This is a genomic window from Actinoplanes sp. M2I2 (assembly GCF_023544445.1).
Taxonomy (GTDB): domain Bacteria; phylum Actinomycetota; class Actinomycetes; order Mycobacteriales; family Micromonosporaceae; genus Actinoplanes.
Genome location: NZ_JALPVJ010000032.1, coordinates 14,195 through 33,100, shown reverse-complemented (window position 1 = coordinate 33,100; position 18,906 = coordinate 14,195). Strand labels below are relative to the sequence as shown.

14 protein-coding genes are annotated in these 18,906 nt (G+C 70.9%); 6 read left to right on the top strand and 8 right to left on the bottom strand.

Translation table 11 applies throughout. From position 1 onward, the window contains the following. Window positions 1-3: 3 nt before the first annotated feature. On the top strand, window positions 4-504 hold the full coding sequence (locus HJC40_RS40875; RefSeq protein ID WP_250009041.1) for a hypothetical protein: 501 nt from the start codon (window positions 4-6) through the stop codon (window positions 502-504). Between the two features lie 143 nt (window positions 505-647). Here the strand turns inward: HJC40_RS40875 and HJC40_RS45895 are convergent, their stop codons facing one another. Then, window positions 648-3,374, bottom strand: a complete 2,727-nt coding sequence (locus tag HJC40_RS45895) for a LuxR family transcriptional regulator (protein ID WP_284044461.1) — start codon at window positions 3,372-3,374, stop codon at window positions 648-650. A gap of 108 nt (window positions 3,375-3,482) precedes the next feature. Between HJC40_RS45895 and HJC40_RS40860 the strand changes: the two genes are divergently transcribed. After that, the gene (locus tag HJC40_RS40860) at window positions 3,483-3,887 is read left to right on the top strand and encodes a MerR family transcriptional regulator (RefSeq protein WP_250009040.1); all 405 of its coding nucleotides are present in this window, start codon (window positions 3,483-3,485) and stop codon (window positions 3,885-3,887) included. A 36-nt stretch (window positions 3,888-3,923) separates the two neighbouring features. Then, complete coding sequence (locus HJC40_RS40855) at window positions 3,924-4,931, top strand: zinc-dependent alcohol dehydrogenase family protein (protein ID WP_250009039.1); 1,008 nt, start codon at window positions 3,924-3,926, stop codon at window positions 4,929-4,931. A gap of 7 nt (window positions 4,932-4,938) precedes the next feature. On the opposite strand, the gene HJC40_RS40850 is transcribed toward HJC40_RS40855, so the two are convergent. Next, entirely contained in the window at window positions 4,939-5,415 is a 477-nt protein-coding gene (locus tag HJC40_RS40850; protein WP_250009037.1) for a helix-turn-helix domain-containing protein, read from the bottom strand. A 49-nt stretch (window positions 5,416-5,464) separates the two neighbouring features. Between HJC40_RS40850 and HJC40_RS40845 the strand changes: the two genes are divergently transcribed. Further along, window positions 5,465-8,206, top strand: coding sequence for an AAA family ATPase (locus HJC40_RS40845; protein WP_250009036.1), 2,742 nt, complete (start codon window positions 5,465-5,467; stop codon window positions 8,204-8,206). A 141-nt stretch (window positions 8,207-8,347) separates the two neighbouring features. Continuing rightward, window positions 8,348-9,001, top strand: coding sequence for an NAD(P)H-binding protein (locus HJC40_RS40840; protein ID WP_308200997.1), 654 nt, complete (start codon window positions 8,348-8,350; stop codon window positions 8,999-9,001). 23 nt (window positions 9,002-9,024) lie between these two features. On the opposite strand, the gene HJC40_RS40835 is transcribed toward HJC40_RS40840, so the two are convergent. Next, window positions 9,025-9,957, bottom strand: coding sequence for a CPBP family intramembrane glutamic endopeptidase (locus HJC40_RS40835; RefSeq protein ID WP_250009034.1), 933 nt, complete (start codon window positions 9,955-9,957; stop codon window positions 9,025-9,027). A 214-nt stretch (window positions 9,958-10,171) separates the two neighbouring features. Between HJC40_RS40835 and HJC40_RS40830 the strand changes: the two genes are divergently transcribed. Next, a complete protein-coding gene (locus tag HJC40_RS40830; protein WP_250009033.1) occupies window positions 10,172-11,365 on the top strand; it encodes a LuxR C-terminal-related transcriptional regulator in 1,194 nt (397 codons plus the stop codon). Here HJC40_RS40830 and HJC40_RS40825 read toward each other — a convergent pair. The 5 genes from HJC40_RS40825 to HJC40_RS40805 all read right to left on the bottom strand — a co-directional run bounded on the left by HJC40_RS40825 (window position 11,345) and on the right by HJC40_RS40805 (window position 18,868). Further along, window positions 11,345-12,424 (bottom strand): sensor histidine kinase, encoded by a 1,080-nt coding sequence (locus tag HJC40_RS40825; RefSeq protein WP_250009032.1) that lies wholly within the window; start codon window positions 12,422-12,424, stop codon window positions 11,345-11,347. The two genes, HJC40_RS40830 and HJC40_RS40825, sit on opposite strands and share 21 nt — an antisense overlap. A 94-nt stretch (window positions 12,425-12,518) precedes the next feature. Beyond that, window positions 12,519-13,625, bottom strand: coding sequence for a LuxR family transcriptional regulator (locus tag HJC40_RS40820; RefSeq protein WP_250009031.1), 1,107 nt, complete (start codon window positions 13,623-13,625; stop codon window positions 12,519-12,521). 17 nt (window positions 13,626-13,642) lie between these two features. Next, the gene (locus tag HJC40_RS40815) at window positions 13,643-15,052 is read right to left on the bottom strand and encodes an ATP-binding protein (RefSeq protein WP_250009029.1); all 1,410 of its coding nucleotides are present in this window, start codon (window positions 15,050-15,052) and stop codon (window positions 13,643-13,645) included. A gap of 63 nt (window positions 15,053-15,115) precedes the next feature. Next, on the bottom strand, window positions 15,116-17,860 hold the full coding sequence (locus HJC40_RS40810; RefSeq protein ID WP_250009028.1) for a helix-turn-helix transcriptional regulator: 2,745 nt from the start codon (window positions 17,858-17,860) through the stop codon (window positions 15,116-15,118). Between the two features lie 138 nt (window positions 17,861-17,998). Then, entirely contained in the window at window positions 17,999-18,868 is an 870-nt protein-coding gene (locus HJC40_RS40805) for an alpha/beta fold hydrolase (RefSeq protein WP_250009027.1), read from the bottom strand. Window positions 18,869-18,906: the final 38 nt, after the last annotated feature.

The window sequence follows — 18,906 nt, the reverse complement described above, 5'->3', positions numbered from 1 at the left end:
TTTGTGACGGACGCGGCAGCCGAGATGGCGACGGTATTCCAGCAGCTCCACAAGCTTTTCAAGGGCTCTCCCGGTCAGGTCGGCGCGCTCGCCTCCGGCTCTTCGAGGCTTGTCATTATCGGTCCTGGCCAGGAAGTTGTCGACCGCCGGCCGGGGCTTAAGAGCGCGTTACTGTTCGCTCGCAAATTGACTTCTGAGGAGGCGGCTCAGATAGACAGCGGTCAAGCAAGAATCAGGCTAGTCAGAAAGGGCGGCAGGATTCAGTATCCATTGGACTTGGGCGAGACGGCTGCAGCTGTCAGACAGCTGCTGGGCGCTGAGGCGATCGTCAAGTATCTGGACTCAGACAGCCGCCTCGTCCCGGCGAAGCTCAGGCAGCTCGGATACGAACTCAACATCGAGGTTCCTGCGAAGCTCCGTAGTCGGGGCGACATCCAGTTTCACCTTGCGCAGGTGCTGGCCGGTCATCAAGCGAGGTCGGGCGGGACAAATCAAGGCGACTAATCGGTGGCCAAGGCCTACGCGAGTGCCGACATCGGCACGATGAGCTGCACACTGACCTGATCGGTGCACGGACAAACCTACAACCGGCACCCTATGCCCGATTCGTCTGTGCCCCGCTTCGGTCGATGTCCGCGGTACCGCTCTCAGCCAAGGGACAGCTCCTTGAGCTGCCGTCGCGAGGTGATGCCAAGCTTCCGGAAAATCTTGCGCAGGTGGGTCTCGATGGTCCGTGGGCTCAGGAACAGTTGCGCGCCCACCTCCCGGGAGGTCGCCCCCGCTGCCACCAGCCGCGCGATGTGCAACTCGTGCGCGGTGAGCTCGTCGGTCGGCACAGCAGCCCGTTTGCGAGGCCGGTCACCGGTCGCCCGCAACTCCTGGCCGGCGCGCGCGGCGAATCCTTCCGCGCCGGCCCCGGCCAGGAACTCGTGCGCGGTGCGGAGCTGGTCGCGGGCATCGTGGCGGCGACCCTCGCGGCGCAGCCACTCGCCGTAGACCAGCTGGGTGCGGGCGAGGTGGCTGACCATCCGGCAGGCTCCGAGCCTCTCGATCGCCTCTCGGTAGTGGTCCTCCGCCGCTGGCCCGGTGGTGAGCAGCGCCCGGGAGCGCGCCGCCAGACCCAGCCCCCACGAGGTGCCACTGGCGCCGGCGCGCAATTCCAACTGTTCCAGGGCGGCTGTCGCCACGGCCGGTCGGCCGGCTCGGGAAGCCGCCTCGATGAGTTCGGGCAAGGCCAGGCTCGTGTGTGGTGGCTCGTTCGACTCGGTCGCCCGCTGGGCCGCCGTCATCGCGGTGGGATAGTTGCCCAACCCGTTGTGCAGCAACGCCAATGCGTAGTTGGCCAGGGAGACTTCGGTGCCCCGGGCGCGTGCGGCCGCCTTGCGGACGATGGTCGTGTACAGCTCTGTCGTCTCGGCTTCCCGGCCGCGCCAGGCGGCCAGGATCAGTTGGTCGTGCGGCAGCGGCACGCCCCCGGTGGCCTGGGTGATCGTGACCTGTTCGTCCGCCAGCGCGGTGGCGTAGTCGAGCTGGCCGGTGAACGCCAGCAGCACGGCCTGGAAGAGCAGGGCGCGGGGCAGTGTCGCCAGCGCACCGGTCTCGCGGGCGAGCCGGACGTGGCGGTCGGTCAGCAGCAGGGCCAGGTCGTCGTCGTTGAGGGTCAGCGCGATCCGGCTGGCCAGCCACAGCCAGCGGGAACTGCCACTCTCATCGTCCCGGAACCCTTCCAGCGCGCGACGCAACCCGGGAGCGCCGGTGTCGTAGCCGTGAAGGACGGTGGTGACCAGGCCGTCGAGCAACAGATCGGCCGGCCGGGGTGTCCCGGGCGGTCGGGGGCTTGCGCGGGCTGCCTCCGCCACCTGCGGCATGCCGCGGTCTCCGGTGATGATCGCCGCGTCGATGGCGTGCAGATACGTCTCGCGGGCGAGCGCCGCGTCCAACGGCGCGAGGGTGCGGGCGGCCTCCAGCAGCATTCCCGGCACCTCGGTGCTCCGGGTCAGGTGGAACGTGATCTGTGCCCGCAACAGCTGGAGGCGGGCGCGTTGCAGCGCGTCCAGCGGGCCCGTCGCCGTGTCGGCCAGCAGCTCGAGGGCCGTTTCGGAGGCGCCGGCCTCGTGTTTCGCGTGCGCGGCCTCCAGGGCCCGTCTCGCTCGCCCGGCCGGCTCGGGGCTCAGTTCCGCCGCTCGCTGCAGGAACGCGCCCGCGGCGGCCAGACCGCCGCGGGCCCGGGCCCGGCCGGCCGAGCGCTCCAGGTCGGCGGCGGCCGCCTCGTCGGTGCCCGCTACCGCCTGCGCGCGGTGCCAGGCCCGCCGGTCCGGGTCGGTCAGCGGGTCGGTCGCGGCGGCCAGGGCGTCGTGGGCCAGGCGGCGATCGCCTGGTGAGGCGGCCTGATAGATCGCCGAGCGCACCAGGGGATGGCGAAATTGCACCCGGGTGTCGATGTCGAGCAGGCCGGCGCTCTCCGCGGGTTCGGTCGCCGCACGGACGATGCCCAGCGTGGCGATGGCCCGCCACAGCAGCGCCCGCTCGCCGGTCGGCTCGGCGGCGGCCACGACCAGCAGGAGCTGGGTGTCGGCCGGCAGGCCGCCCGATCGGCGCCGGAAGCTGTCCTCGACCCGCAGCGGAACAGTGAGCACATCGGGCGGCTCGAACCCGCCGGCCAGCCGGGCGGGTGGGGCGCTCCGCGGGAGTTCCAGCAACGCGAGGGGGTTGCCGTGCGCCTCGGCCACGATCCGGTGGCGGATCTGGTCGTCCAGCGGCGTGCTCATCGTGGAGTCCAGCAACGTTCGGGCATCCGCGTCGTCGAGGCCGCTCAGGCGCAGCTCCGGCAGACCGTCCACCTCGCGGACCTCGTTCTCGCCGGGGTCGCGCAAGGCGAACACGAAGGCCAGGCGTTCGGCGCCCAGCCGCCGGGCCACGAAGGCCAGAATCTGTACGGACGCCTGATCCAGCCAGTGCAGATCGTCGACCAGGCACAGCAGCGACGTGTCCTCGGCCGCTTCGGCCAGCAGGTTCAGCGCGGCCAGCCCGACCAGGAACCGATCGGGCGCCGGGCCGCTCTGCCGCCCGAAGGCCACTCCGAGAGCGGCCCGCTGCGGTTCGGGCAGCGCCCCGGCCTGGTCGAGCAGAGGGATGCAGAGCTGATAGAGGCCCGCGAACGCGAACTGCCTTTCCGCCTCGACCCCGACGGAGGACACCACGCGCATGCCCGATCCGGTGGCCGCCTCGCGGGCATGGTTTAGCAACGCGGTCTTGCCGATGCCGGCTTCCCCGCGTACGACCAGGGTTCCGCTGCGCCCGGCCCGTGCTTGCGACAGCAGCAGCCGCAACGCCTCGCGCTCCGGCCTCCGGCCCAGTAACCCCGTTAGCCCCATCCGCGCGAGCGTAGCCGTCGGTGCGCAGGTAAGGGTGTTTCACCGACGCGAACGTCGCGGTGCTGGTGCCAGCGTGGAGTCACAGCCGTACGAGGGGGAGGAACCGACGTGGCCTGGAGCACCCGGGAGCTCGCGGAGCTCGCCGGTACGACAGTCAACACGATCCGGCACTACCACCGGATCGGCCTGCTGGCTGAGCCCACGCGCCGATACAACGGGTACAAGCAGTACGGGATGTCCGACCTTGTCCGTCTGCTGCGGATCCGGCGCTTGTCCGAGCTCGGGGTGCCGCTCGACCGGATCCGGGAGATCTGCGAGGACGGCGGGGCCGCGCCGGACGTCCTGAGGCAGGTTGACGCCGACCTCGCATCGGAGATCGAGCGGTTGACCCGAGCCCGCACCGATATCGCCACCATCCTGCGTACCCGAGCACCGCGCGACAGGCGTGTCACTATCCTCGCGGATATTGGCATTGCTGCCACTGGAGTGAGTGGATCGTGCGCGCGACGCTGAGAGAGCGAACCCCGGACCACGATGAGGAACACCGATATGACTGATCAGATGAAGGCCGTCGTGCTCACCCGGTTCGGTGGGGCCGATGCTTTCGAGCTGCGCGACGTTCCCGTACCGCAGGTCGGACCCCGTCAGGTGCGGGTGCGCATCCATGCGACCGCCGTCAACCCGCTCGACTATCAGGTCCGTCGCGGAGACTACGCGGAGCAGGTGCCGCTCCCGGCGATCACCGGGCACGACGTCTCCGGCGTGATCGAGGAGGTCGGATCGCACGTGACCGAGTTCCGCGCCGGCGACGCGGTGTACTACACGCCTCGCATCTTCGACGGCCCCGGCTCGTACGCCGAGCAGCACGTCGCCGACGTCGACCTCGTCGGCCGCAAGCCGCAGAACCTCAGTCATCTGGAGGCGGCGAGCCTGACCTTGGTCGGCGGCACGGTCTGGGAGGCCCTGGTGACGCGAGCCCAGCTCACCGTGGGCGAGACGATCCTCATCCAGGGGGCCACGGGCGGTGTCGGCACAATCGCGATCCAGGTCGCGAAGGCGATGGGCGCCCGAGTCATCACCACCGCCAGAGCCGGCGAGCACGAGTTCGTACGCTCTCTCGGGGCGGACGAGGCGATCGACTACACCTCGGCAGACTACGTCGAGGCCGTGGCCGAGCTGACGCGAGGAAAGGGCGTCGACGTCGTCCTCGACGCGATCGGTGGCGACACGCTCACCCGGAGCCCGCTGACGCTCGCCGACGCCGGGCGCGTCGTCAGCATCGTCGACATCGCGCAACCGCAGAACCTCATCGAGGCGTGGGGCCGGAACGCCGCTTATCACTTCGTCTTCACGCGGCAGAATCGAGGAAAATTGGATGCGCTCACCACGCTGGTCGAGCGCGGTCTCGTGAAGCCGGTCATCGGCGCGACTCTCCCGCTCGCCCGCATGGGCGAAGCGCACGAACTGCTGGAGAACAGGCGGTCGTATGCGCTACGCGGCAAGGTCGCTATCGATGTGGCGGGCGAGACGGTTGCGCTTCCTCTTCGCATCTCCTGAACGGTCGTCAGCTCCGTCCGGCGAAGGTGGCACGGTACTCCGAGGGGGACACATCAAGGAGCCGGCGGAAATGCAGTCGGAGGTTCGGTGCGGTTCCCAGGCCGACCTGGGCCGCGACGTGGTCGACCGGCAGTCTCGTGTTCTCCAGGAGCTCGCGGGCGGTGTCGACCCGCGCCCGCAGGATCCACTGCAGCGGGGTGCTGCCGGTCTCCTCGGCGAAACGGCGCAGGAACGTACGGGGCGACATGCGCGCGTGAGCGGCGAGCCCGGCGATCGTGAGCTGCTGGTCGAGCCGCGTCAAAGCCCATTCGCGCGTCGCGGCCAGGGTTTCGCCCTGGGTGGCCGAGCTGGTCCTCGGCAGGTACTGGGCCTGACCGCCGGTCCGGTAGGGCGCGGTGACGAGTCCGCGGGCGATCTCGTTCGCCGCGCTCACGCCGAGGTCGCGCCGGACGATGTGCAGGCACAGGTCGAGACCGGCCGCCATCCGTACGCATCGCCTCGTGGACAACGCCGCAGCGCGGAGGGTGAGCGGAATGGCTGATCTGGTGGGCCGACGCGCCGAGCGCGAAGCGGTGGAGCACCTGCTGGACCGGGCGCAGTCGGGGCGCAGCGGGGCTCTGGTGGTGCGCGGGGAAGCCGGTATCGGGAAGACCGCGTTGCTGGAGCAGGCCGGGAACACCGCGACCCGGTCGGGGTTCCGGCTGGAATGCTCGGCCGGGGTGGAGTCCGAGACACAGTTCGCGTTCGCGGGCCTGCATCAACTGTGCGCGCCGATGCTCGACCACATGGGAGCGCTGCCCGACCCGCAGCAGGCCGCCCTGGGCGTGGCGTTCGGGCTGCGTGGCGGCGCCGCACCGGACCGGTTCCTGGTCGGCCTGGCCATCCTGAACCTGCTGGCCGAGGTCGCGGAGGAGGGGCCGCTGCTGTGCCTCGTCGATGACGCGCAATGGCTGGATCAGGCCTCCGCACAGGTCCTCGCGTTCGTGGCGCGACGGGTGGCGGCGGAGCGGATGGCGTTGATGTTCGCGCTGCGCGACCCGACGGACGAGGACGTCCGCGCGTTCGCCGGGCTGCCCGAGCTGCGCCTGGACGGGCTCGGTCACGCCGACGCGCGGGCCCTGCTGGCCGCCGCGGTTCACACGCCGCTGGACGACCGGGTGCGCGACCGGATCGTCGCCGAGGCCCGGGGCAACCCCTTGGCGCTGCTGGAGCTGCCCCGAAGCGTCCCGCCGGCCGGGCTGGCCGGCGGGTTCGAGCTGCCCGACGTGCTCAACGTCCCGCGCCGCATCGAGGAAGGCTTCCAGCGCCGCTCGGGCAGTCTGCCCGCCGAGACGCAGCTGTTGCTGGTGGTGGCCGCGGCGGAGTCGACCGGCGACGTGGCCGTCCTGTGGCGCGCGGCCGCCCACCTGGGGATCGCCCGCGAGGTGGCCGGGCCGGCCGAGGCCGCCGGGTTGCTGGAGATCGACACCCGGGTGCGGTTCCGCCATCCGCTGGTGCGCTCGGCGGTCTATCGGGCGGCCACCCCATCGGACCACCGGCGGGCGCATCGTGCGCTGGCCGCCGCCACCGATCCGGACGTCGATCCCGACCGGCGTGCCTGGCATCGTGCACAGGCGGTGTCGGGCACCGACGAAGAAGTTGCCGCGGAGCTGGAGCGCTCGGCCGGCCGGGCGCGCGCCCGCGGCGGTTCGGCCGCCGCCGCCGCGTTCCTGCACCAGGCGGTCGAGCTGACCCCGGAGCCGGCCGACCGCGCGAGACGGGCGCTGGGGGCCGCTCAGGCCAAGCACGAGGCCGGTGCGTTCGAGGCCGCCTTGGATTTGCTGGTGGTCGCGTCGGCCGGTCCGCTGGACGCCCTGCAACGCGCCCGCCTCCAGTTGCTGCGCGCGCAGGTCGAGTTTCACCTCACCCGCGGCAGTGAGGTGCCGGGGATGCTGCTGGAGGCGGCCAGGACGCTGGGGCCGTTGGACGCCGCGCTGGCCCGGGAGACCTACCTGCTCGCGCTCGAGGCGTCGTTCCACACCGGTCGCCTCAGCCGCGGCCGCGGGTTGCCGGCGGTGGCCGAGGCCGCCCGGGCCGCGCCGGCGTCGCCGGCGCCGCCGCGGCCGATCGATCTGCTGCTGGACGGGCTGGCCACGAGGTTCACCCGAGGGTACGAGGCCAGCGTGCCCACCCTTCAGCTGGCCCTGAAGACCCTGCGGGATCACGACTTCCGAGCCGATCACGACAACCGCCGCCGGCTGTGGCTGGCCTGCCACGTCGCGGCGATGCTGTGGGACGACGAGGCGATCTACGTCCTGGCCGCCCGCGACGTCCAGCTCGCCCGCGAAGCCGGCGCGCTGGCCACGCTCCCCGCCGCCCTCAACGCGCTGGCCTCGGTGCTGGTGCTCACCGGCGAGCTCGCCCGGGCCGCCGAGCTGTTCGCCGAGGAGCGTGCCATCACGGAGGCGACGGGCGCCCCGCCGCTGCCCAACGCCCGGCTCATCCTGGCCGCCTGGCGCGGCCGGCACCACGAGACCTCGGAGTTGTACGCGGTCATGGTCAAGGAGGCGACGGAAAGAGGCGAGGGCGCGACACTCGGCCTGGCCCAGATCGCCCTGGCCACGCTGCACAACGGCTTGGGCAACTACGACCAGGCGCTGGCCGCGGCGACGCCGCCGTGGGAGTACGACGAGCTGGCGTACAGCAGCGTGGCGCTGCCCGAGCTGATCGAGGCGGCCGTGCGCGCCGGTCAGCCGGAGCGGGCGGCCGCCGCGCTCGAGCAGCTCGGCGTACGGGCTCGCGCGAGCGGCACCCAGTGGGCGCTGGGTCTTCAGGCGCGCTCGAGGGCGCTGCTCAGCAGCGGACCGGCCGCCGAGGAGCTGTACCGCGAGGGGATCCGGCGACTCGGGTGCTGCCGGATGGTCACCCACCTGGCCCGGGCCCACCTGGTGTACGGCGAGTGGCTTGGTCGTGAGGGCCGCCGCGACGACGCCCGCGGGCAACTCCGTACCGCTCACGAACTGCTCTCGGACATGGGCGCGGAGGCGTTCGCCGCGCGGGCCGCCCGCGAGTTGCGGGCCGTCGGCGAGCATCCACGGGAACGGAGCGCCCGGCCGGCCGACACCCTGACCACCCACGAACTGCACGTCGCGCGACTGGTAGCCACCGGGGCGACCTCCCGGGAGGTGGGCGCTGAGCTTTTCCTGAGCCCTCGCACGGTCGAAGCCCACTTACGCAAGATCTTCCGCAAGCTCGGCATCACCTCCCGTCGGCAGCTCAAGGAACTGCGCCTCTGATGAGGTCCGGCACCCGTCCCGGATGACCGGCATAGGGGATTTCTACCGACGCGAAGGTGCCACGACCGGTGCCAGCATGGCGTTGTCCAGCTCATCCGGACAACCCGCGCCATCGCGAGATGGCCGGGACGAAGGGACCACGTGTTGAAGGTTTTCATCATCGGAATCAGCGGTGCCGTCGGAAGGTTGCTGGCGCGGAACCTGAGCGATCGCGGCGACATAGTCTCCGGTCTGGTACGCCGCGACGATCAGCGAGCCGAACTCTCGGCCCTGGGCGCCGAGGTGCGCGTCGGTGAGCTCGCGGGTCTGAGCGCCGAGTCCCTGGCCGCCATGCTCGGCGGATGCGATGCCATCGTGTACGCCGCCGGGTCGAACGGAGGCGCCCGGGAGGTCACCTCCGCCATCGACGGTGAGGGCGTGCTGACCGCTCTGGAAGCCTCGCGTCTCGCCGGCGTGAAGCGCTTCGCCCTGGTGTCCGTGCTCCCGGAAGCCGGCCGCGGGCAGCGCTTCGACGGTGATGAGGAGTTCTACTTCGCGGTGAAGAAGCTCGTCGACGTCACGGTCAGCGAGAGCGACCTCGACTGGCTGATTCTCCGGCCGTCCCTGCTTGTCGACCGGGCCGGCGTCGGAACGGTGTCGCTGGGTCCGGCCCAGCCGCACGACGAGATCGCGCGTGAGGATGTGGCCGCGACCCTGGCCGAGCTGCTCCATGAACCCCGGATCCGCCGGCGGATCCTCGAACTCAACCAGGGCTCGACCCCGATCGCCTCGGCCGTCCAGGCGAGCCTTCGGTAGGAGCCGGCCGAGGCGGTCGCGGGCTACTCCGCGTCGGTGCGACGGGCGCGCTCGTGATGCCAGACGAACGCCAGCACCCCCAGATTCACGACGGCCGGGACGATCAGCTCAGGGCCCCCGCCACCGCCCCCGCCGCCGGTGCGGTCGACGACCAGCGTGCCGCCCCCGGCCAGCAGCGCGTTGATGGTCGTCGCGACCACGTTGTTCGCGATGTGGAACGCCATCGCCGCCTCCAGGCCGCGAGTGATCAACCCCATCAGAGCCGTACAGGCCGAGAGGAACACGTAGTAGCCGAAGAGCCAGGGATGGCTGGCCGCGTGCACCACGGCGAACGAGAGACTCGAGACCACCAGGCCGGTGATGAACGCCGGCCGCACAGCATGGAACCAGGACCCCACGGCCGGCAGCACCGCGCCCCGGAACATGATTTCCTCACCGGCCGACTGGATCGGAGTGGAGAACACCACGACGGCCAGCAACGCCACGGTGGTGCCGCTGATCCCGAAGCCCACCCACCCCGTCGCGTCGGGCGCGGCGACAGCCACGAGAGCGATGCCGGCTCCGACGAGCACGACCGAGCCGGCGAAAGAGGTTGCGAGGCGCCGCGGATCGAAGCGCCGAGGGGAGCTGAAGACGCTCCGCCACGGCACCTGCGAGAACCGCGTGAGCAGCACCACAGCGAGCAGCGCGGTCAGGCCGGTGCCGAGATTGGCCGCCAGCAACTTCATCGGGGTGAGCGTCGACTCGAGCGGGTCGCCGTCCTCGACCAGGCCGGCCAGCATGGACAAGCCGAGCTGAGAGACGAACAGCGTCAGCGGTATCGCGGCGATGATGACCAGCGACTTCCACCACGTCATCTGGATGTGCGCCCCGAAAGGACGTCCGTCGTCGCCCGGACGCGGGGTTGATCCGTGGGCGAGACCGACTCCTGGCGCGGTGGGGTTCACGGAGCTCATGGGCGGGTCTCTTTCCTGGCGGACGGTTTGCCGTGATCCCACACTGTGTTCCTGGAACCAGGTCAAGCCCGGCGGCGACCATCGGCCTCACGCGCCGTGACAGCCGGCCAACCTAAGCAGCTTCTACCGACGCGAAGGGGCCGCCTCGACGACGACCATGACAACACGGCAACGACCGACCATCGGCGGGCCGAGAAGCACTCGAGGAGCTGGCATGAGGGCTGAAGGCCCTGCGGAAGAATTGCGGGAAGAACCTCCGGTACGACTGACACTTCTGCACCGTGACAGCCGTCAGCCGGGCGGTGGTGGCCTGGTAGGCGCGGCACCGGGTCCGGCCTTGATGGAGGAGCCGGGCCGGGACCTCATGAACGATGCACTGCTCCGGCGCGGCAGCGCGTCCTGTGCGAGTGAGGCAGCGATCCGCGCCGTCACCAGCCTGTGCCTCGACGACGTGCTCACCGGCGAGTGGGACGAGGCCGTCCGCCTGGCCGACGCGGGCCTGGAGATGTGTGACCTGCATGGCTACCAGGAACTGCGGTGGCCCCTGTGGGTGGTCCGCGCCGTCATCGCCGCCCTCCGCGGCGACGACGAGCAGGCACAGGAATTCGCGGGAAAGCTTACGGACTGGGCCGGCCGCAGGGGATCGGCTGCCGTCCAGCTCTACGCGCAGTACGTGCAATGTCTGCTGGCGCAGGCCCGCGACGACTTCGAGCAGGCCTTCCAGTGCATCTCCGAACTTGCCGTGCCCGCCACGTTCTCCGAGAACCTCCCGCTCGCGCTGGCCGCCTGCGTCGACTTCGTGGAATGCGCCGTCCGCACCAACCGCCCTGACGTCGCCCGCGCCTACGTGGCGATGCTGCAATCCGTCGACCTCACGGGCTTCTCGCCGCGGGCGAGGCTGCTCACCGCCTGCGCCACCGCCCTGGCGTACCCGACCGAGACCGGCCACTTCGAGCGGTCACTGTCCACTCCGGGCATCTCCCACCTGCCGTACGACCGCGCACGTGTCCAGCTCGCCTACGCGGAGCGGTTGCGCCGTAAGGGATCGCTCCGCACCGCACGCGAGCACTTCACCGAAGCCAGAGCCACCTTCATCACGCTGCGAGCCCTGCCGTTGCAGGCCCGGGGAGAACGGGAGTTTCCAAGCACCGTCCTCAACCGGGTCGGGACAACCGCCACGCCCACCGATGCGCTCACCCCGCAGGAGCGAACGATCGCCGAATTGGCTGCCTCCGGGCTCACCAACAAACAGATCGGCATCAGGACCTACCTGTCGCACCGGACTGTGGGCACTCATCTGCATCGGGTCTTCGACAAACTCGGAATTTCGACCCGCGCGGCACTGCGTGACGCCCTCGGCAACACTGTGGCTGACCGATCGTCAGAATCACTGATCGGCCAGCGGTAGACAGGCCCGAACCACCGTGCCGCTACCGCCGGCGCTGGTGAACGTCAGTGTCCCGTCGAGCGCTTGAACGCGGTCGGCCAGACCGGTGAGTCCGCTCCCGCGAGCCGGGTCGGCCCCGCCGATGCCGTCGTCGCGGACCTCGGCTCGCAGGACGGTGCCGTCGACCCGGACGGTGACCTCGGCCCGGGAGGCCCGGGCATGCTTCACGACGTTGGTCAGAGCTTCCGCGACGAAGAAGTACACGGTGGTCTCGAGCCGCTCGGGCAGCCTCGGCATGGACATCTGGAGTTTGACCGGGACGGCGAGGCCACCGACCAGAGACTCCAGACCGGTGCGCAGGCCGCCGTGGGTGAGGGAGGCGGGCATGATGCCGTGGACGACGTCGCGCAGTTCGGCCTGCGCTCGTTGGGCGTGGTGCAGCGCCTCGCCCAGCTCCCGGCTCGGTGTCTCGCCCCGGCCGATGGCCTGAAGCGCGATCTTCAAGGTGATGATGGTCTGCACGAGCCGCTGCTGGGCGCCGTCGTGCACATCGCGTTGCAGCCGTCGGCGGGTCTCGTCGGCGGTTGCCACCACCCGGGCGCGCGACGCTGTGAGGTGGGCCTTGTTTTCCGCGTTGGCGATGGCTGCGGCGACGAGGCCGGTGAACTGCCGCAGGCTCTGTTCACTGCGCTCGGGAAGCGGCGAACCGGTGGTGCCGATGGTCAGCGCCCCCCAGATGCGCCCTTCGACGACCACAAACATCGTCAGCTGGGTGCCGGCGGTCGACACCGTGGGCAATTCGGCGTCGTAGGTGGCGACCGTGGTCACGCTTCCGTCGTGCTCGTGGCGTCGCAGGCCGGCCCGGCTGCCGCCGACGAGCTTCGCCGCCTCCATGGTTACCGCCTGGAACACCTCGTCGAGTGCCGCGCCGCGGGCGACCAGCTCGGCCACGCGACGCAGGGCCACGTGCTCATGGGTGAGAACACGCAGCTCATCGCGGGCCTGGGCCGCCGTGAGGGCGGTGTGGACGAGCTCGGTGACGTGGTCGGCGTGTGCACGGCTGACGGTGGCGATGCCCATGGTTTCTCCTCGGCAGATCGGCTCGTGTCCCTGTCGATCCTGGCCGGGGCCGACGCGCTTCGAGTCCGCCAAAGTGCACAGTCAGGCCGGCAGTTCACCTCTCCGCCGGGGGTAGCGTGGCGCGCAGCTCACGGCGGGAGCTGATGCCCAGCTTGGTGAACACCTTGCGCAGGTGGTACTGGACCGTCCGGGAGGACAGGAAGAGCCGCTCGGCGATCTCCTGGTTGGTGTGCCCGTCACGAGCCAACCGGGCGATGAGAGCTTCCTGCGCCGTCAGGGTGGTAACCGTCGCCACGCTGCGCTTACGCGCGGTCTCGCCGGTCGCGACGAGTTCCTGGCGCGCCCGCTCGGCCAGCCCCTCGGCGCCCATCGCGAACAACATCTCGCCGGCTGTCCGAAGCACACTACGAGCGTCCGACCGCCGGTTGCGCCGCCTGAGCCATTCCCCGTAGAGCAGGTGCCCGCGGGCCACCTGAGCCCCGAACCCGGCGCGCTCCAGGCAGGCAATCGATTCCCGGTATCCGTCCTCGGCTGCTGCATCGTCACCGAGCAGTGCGCGGCCACGCGCCTCCATCCCGGTGGCCCAGTCGGTCGGAGCCACGCTCTGACGTTCTGACAACCATCGCAGGGCGGCACCGGCCGCCGACGGGTCTCCGGCCCGGGCCGCCGCTTCGATCAACTCCGGTACGGCCAGGGGCCCCACCGCGAAGACGTCGAGCTCGAAGGCCCGCCGGGCGTAGCCGACGGCTACCTGGTACCGGCCCAGCCCGTTGTTCAGAACCGCGCCGGCCAGCATCGCGTACGACACCGGCACCTCCACGTCACGGGCGCTCGCCTCATCCGTCATGGCCCGCATCAACGCGCCCGTTCGTGCTTCGTCGCCGTTCCAGGCAGCGAGCAGCATTCGGGTGACCCCACCGGTCAGCCGGCCGGTCATCTCGCGGATCAGATCGTCTTCGGCCAGCAGCCGTACGGCCTTGTCGAGCTCCCCCTGGTGGATGTGGAACAGGGCCCGGTGATGCAGCGAGAGCTGCAGCGGCACCATGGCCCCGGCATCCCGGGCGATCTGGACGTTGCGGGCAGTCAGGATCTGCCACGACTCGAAGTCGGACAGCTCCATGGCCAGGAGGCAGCCGGCCGGGCGGGCCCCGGACTGCAGCAGACGCTGGGCGTCCTCGGAACCGGCGTCCATGGCGAGCATTCGGCCCAGCGTCCGGGTCAGTGCCGGGGCGGCGTGGACGAACCCGTCGGTGAACCGCAGGGCCAGCGCGTCAAGCAGGTCATCGACGACCCGACCGGGTTCGGGGGCGGGCGGCGCGGCTCGGGCGGCTCGGGCGGCGTCCTGCCGGAGGCCGTGCCGTTCACCGGTCCACATGGCGATCTCCCAGAGCGCCTCCAGGTAGGTCTCGCGGGCCACGTGGACGTCGAGCTGCCCGAACAGCGGGGCCGCGCCGAGAAGGAGCCGCCGGCGTTGCGGTTCTGACCGAGGCCGGCAGCGATCTGCCCGCGCAGTCGCTCGGCCTCCGCCGTCTCCAAGGCGCTCAGCGGCCCGGTCCGGGCCGCCTCGAGCAACGGCGTGGCCGCCTCGAACGCCCCCGCGTCGCGTTTCGCCCGGGCGGCGGTGAGCAGCCGGCTCGCCCGGCGGGCCGGGTCCGGCGTCAGCAACGCCGCCCGTTCGCGGAAAGCGGCGGCCGCGGCCAGGCCTCCGCGGGCCTGCGCCCGGCTCGCCGAGGACTCCAATTCGGTGGCTAGCTGCTCGTCCAGGCCGATCGCGGCTTGGGCTCGGTGCCAGGCTCGGCGATCAGGGTCCGTGACCGTGTCGGTCGCTTCGGCCAGGGCAGTGTGCACGGCTCGTCGTTCTGACGGGGTGGCCGACCGATAGATCGCGGAGCGCAGGAGGGGGTGCCGGAACCGTACGTGGGTGCCGAACTCGGCCAGGCCGGCTTCCACGGCCGGTTCCCCGGCGGTCTTGGGCAGACCGAGCCGGTCGGCAGCTCGCCAGACCAGCGGCGGGTCGCCGGACGGGTCGGCCGAGGCCAGCAGCATCAGCCGCCGCGTGGCAGCGGGCACGGCGTCCATCTGGCGCAGGAAGCTGTGCTCGATCCGGCCGGCCAGCGGCATCGCACCGGGCAGCCCGAACCCGCCGGCCAGTTCGTCCGGGGACAACCCGCGCGGTAGTTCCAGCAGAGCCAGCGGATTGCCCCGCGCCTCGGCCACCAGCAGATCACCGGCTCGGCCGTCCAGGGGCGCGGTCAATGCCGAGTTCAGCAAGGCCCGGGCCTCCTCGTCCGGCAGGCCTTCGACGGGGAGTTCGGGCAGACCGGCGAGCTCGGCGCCGGGTTCGCGAGCCGCGAACACCAGCCCGACCGGGTCGGCCCGCAGACGGCGCGCGACGAACCCGAGCACCTGGGCCGAGCTCGCATCCAGCCACTGCTGGTCGTCGATCACGCAGATCAGCGGGCGGTCGCCGCCGGCCGCCGACAACAGGCTGAGCACCGCCAGGCCGACGTGGAACCGATCCGGCGGCGGGCCCGTGATGGAGCCGAAGGCCGTCAGCAGAGCGTCGCGCTGGGGGACCGGCAGCCGCTCGATCCGATGAAGCAGCGGCGCTGGTTCAGCGCAGCGCACTCGGTGCGTCGCCCGGTCAGCATCGTCGAACGCCCCCGCTCGCCCGGCCTGCTCCAGGTCGGATCATGTTTCCGCTGAGGGAAGCGCATCGCGCAGCTCCCGGCGAGAACTGATGTCCAGCTTGGTGAAGACCTTGCGCAAGTGATACTGGACCGTACGGGACGACAGGAACATCCGCCCGGCGATCTCCTGATTGGTGTGTCCGTCATGGGCCAGCCGGGCGACGAGCGCCTCCTGCGACGTCAACGTGGTCACCGTCTCCACCGTCCGCTTGCGCGCGGTCTCGCCGGCCGCGACCAGTTCCTTACGCGCCCGCTCGGCGAACCCCTGCGCACCCATCGCGGTCAACTTCTCGTACGCCGTCCGGAGCTGGACGCGGGCATCGGACCGCCGGTTCTGCCGCCGCAACCATTCCCCGTACAGCAGATGCGAGCGGGCCACCTGAGCACCGAACCCGGCGCGATCCAGGTACTCGATCGACTGCCGGTAGCCGATCTCCGCCGCGTCGCCCTCGCTGAGCAGTGCCCGGCCCCGAGCTGCCATCCCGGAGGCCCAGTCGGACGGAGCCGAGTCGGCGCGCTCGGACAACCACCGCAATGCGGCATCGGCCAGCTCCGCATTCCCCGTCCGGGTGGCCGCCTCGAGCAGCTCCGGGGTGATCAGGGCTCCGACGGCGAAGACGTCGAGATCGAAGCCCTGCCGGGCATGTCGCACAGCCACCTCGTAGCGGCCCAGCCCGTTGTTCAGGACCGCGCCGGCCAGCATCGCGTACGACACCGGCACCTCCACGTTGCGGGCGCCGGCCGCATCCGTCATGGCCTTCATCAGCTCACCGGCTCGGGCCTCGTCGCCGAGCCAGCCGGCGAGGAACATCGCGGAGACGCCGCCGGTCATATGGCCCGTCATGGCCCCGATCAGGTCGTTCTCCTCGAGGAGCCGTGCGGCTTTGTGGAGATCGCCCTGATGCATGTGGTGCTGGGCCCGGTTGTGCTGCCACATCTCCACCTGTACGAGGGATCCGCCGTCCCGGGCGACCTGCACGAGCCGGGCGGTCACCGCCTGCCAGGCCGGGAAGTCGGCCATCTCGATGCTGAGCAGGGCGCCGGCCGGTCCGACCGTGAACCACAGCAGACGGCGATCGTCCTCGGAACCGACGTCCATGGCGAGGTAGCTGCCGAGGGCCCGGGTCAGGGCCGGCGCGGCGACGCCGAACTCCTCGGTGAACCGCAGCGCCAGCGCATCGAGCAGGTGGTCGACAACACCGGCGGGCTCGGAGGCAGCGGGTGCGGCCCGCGCGGCCAGGGCGGCTTCCCGCCTGAGCCCGTGCCGGTCACCGGTCCACATCGCGATCTCCCAGAGCGCCTCCAGATAGGTCTCCCGCGCCAGGTCGACATCGAGCGGTTCGAACAGCCGCGCCGCTTCGAGCAACAACTGCCCGGCCTTGCGGTTCTGATTCAAGTAGCCGGCGATCTGCCCGCGCAGGCGCTCGGCGCCCGCGATCTCCAGGGCGGTCAGCGGGCCGGCCCGGGCCGCTTCCAGCAACTGTGCGGCCGCCTCGAACGCGCCCGCGTCGCGCTTGGCCCTCGTGGCGCTGAGCAGCCGGCTCGCCCGGCGGGCCGGTTCCGGCGTCAGCAATGCCGCTCGTTCGTGGAAGGCGGCTGCCGCGGCGAGACCCCCACGGGCCCTGGCCCGGTCCGCCGACGATTCCAGTTCCACCGCGATCTGCTCGTCCAGACCGACCGCGGCCTGGGCCCGATGCCAGGCGCGTCTGTCCGGGTCCGCCACCACGTCGGTCGCCTCGGCCAGCGCGGCGTGTACAGCCCGTTGCTCGGCCGGCGCGGCCGATCCGTACACCGCGGAGCGCACCAGCGGATGCCGGAACCGTACATGCGTCCCGAACTCGGCCAGACCGGCCTCGACAGCAGGCTCCCCGGCGTCCGGTGGCAGACCGAGCCGGTCGGCGGCCCGCCAGACCAACGACGGGTCGCCCGACGGGTCGGCCGAGGCCAGCAGCATCAGCCGCCGGGTCGTCTCCGGCATGGCGTTCAGCTGCCGTCGGAAGCTGTCCTCGATCCGGCCGGCCAGCGGCACCGCACCAGGCAGCCCGAACCCGCCGGCCAGCTCGTTCGCGGACAGCCCGCGAGGCAGCTCGAGCAGGGCCAGCGGATTACCCCGCGCCTCGGCGACGAGCAGGTCGCGCACCCGCCTGTCCAACGGCGCGGTCAACGCCGACTCGAGCAGCACCCGGGCGTCATCGTCCGGGAGACCCACCACTTCGAGCTCGGGCAGCCCGGCGAGCTCATCACCGGGTACCCGGGCGCCGAACACCAGTCCCACCGGATCAGCCAGCAATCGGCGCGCGACGAAACCGAGTACCTGAGCCGAACCCACGTCCAGCCACTGCTCGTCGTCGACCACGCAGATCAGCGGGCGATCACCGCCGGCCGCCGACAACAGGCTGAGCACCGCCAGACCGACATGGAACCGGTCCGGGGGCGGACCGGCGACCATACCGAACGCGGTGAACAGGGCGTCCCGCTGCGGCGCCGGCAGAAGCCCGGCCCGATCCAGCAGCGGCAGGCACAACTGATGCAGACCGGCGAACGCCAGCTCCATCTCGGACTGCACACCGACCACACGTACCAGTCGGCACTGTGCCCGGGACGTCTCCTCGGCGAGGTGATGCAGCAGCGCCGTCTTGCCCACTCCGGGATCACCGCGCACCACCAGGGCGCGACTTCGCCCGGCCCGGACCGCTTCCACCACCCGGTCCAGCACGTCCCGCTCAGCCCGGCGCCCCGTGAACATCGTCGACCGCCCCCCACCGGCCCCGGCCGACGGGGGCGCCCTGGACGAAGGCTAACCCTCAGGGCAGAGGCGGCCAAGACCGTCCCGGATCATCTGATCAGGGCCGGGGCAGGTGCGATCGGTCGGGCTGCGCGCAGGTCAGAGGACTTTGCCGAGGAAGGAGCGCAGATACTGACTGATCTCCGCGCCGTGGGTCTCGAGCGCGAAGTGCCCGGCATCGAGCATGTGGATCTCACCGTCCGGGAAGTCGCGCCGGAAGGCCTGGGCACCCGCGGCTCCGAAGATCTCGTCGTTCTGGCCCCACGTGACCAGCAGCGGCGGCTGGTAGGTGCGGAAGTACTCCTGGTACGCCGGATAGCCGTCGAGGTTGAACTGGTAGTCCCAGAAGAGCTGCAGTTGGATCGCGTCGTTGCCGGGCCGGTCCAGGCCCGCCTGGTCGAGCAGCCAGGTCTCCGGCGCTATCCGGTCCAGCCGGTCGGCCGGGACGCCGTGGGTGTACTGCCACAGCGTGGTCTCCCTGGTCAGGTACTTGCGGACGCCGGCCTCGTTCGCCGGGCGGTCCTTGGCGTGGGCGAACAGGATGTCCCAGAACGGGGTGAACCCCTCGACGTAGGCGTTGCCGCTCTGGCTGATCAGGGCGGTGATCCGCTGCGGGTTGCGGCTGGCGATCCGCAGGCCGATCGGCGCCCCGTAGTCGTGGATGTAGACGGCGAAGCGCTCCAGGCCGAGCTGATCGACAAAGGCCTGGGTGATCTCGGCGAGAGAGTCGAAGCTGTAGGTGAACTCGGTGACCGGCGGCATCGAGGACCGGCCGAAACCGATGTGGTCCGGAGCGATCAGATGATACTCGTCGGCCAGGGAGGAGATCAGGTTGCGGAACATGTGCGAGCTGGACGGAAACCCGTGGAGAAGAAGAAGGGTCGGCTGCGACGGATCGCCGGCTTCCCGGTAGAACACCTCCAGGCCGTTCACCGTGGCCGTCCTGTAGTGCGTGACGAAGGGGCTCATTGCTCTTCCTCCTGGTCTGCCTGAGTTGGCGGGACTGT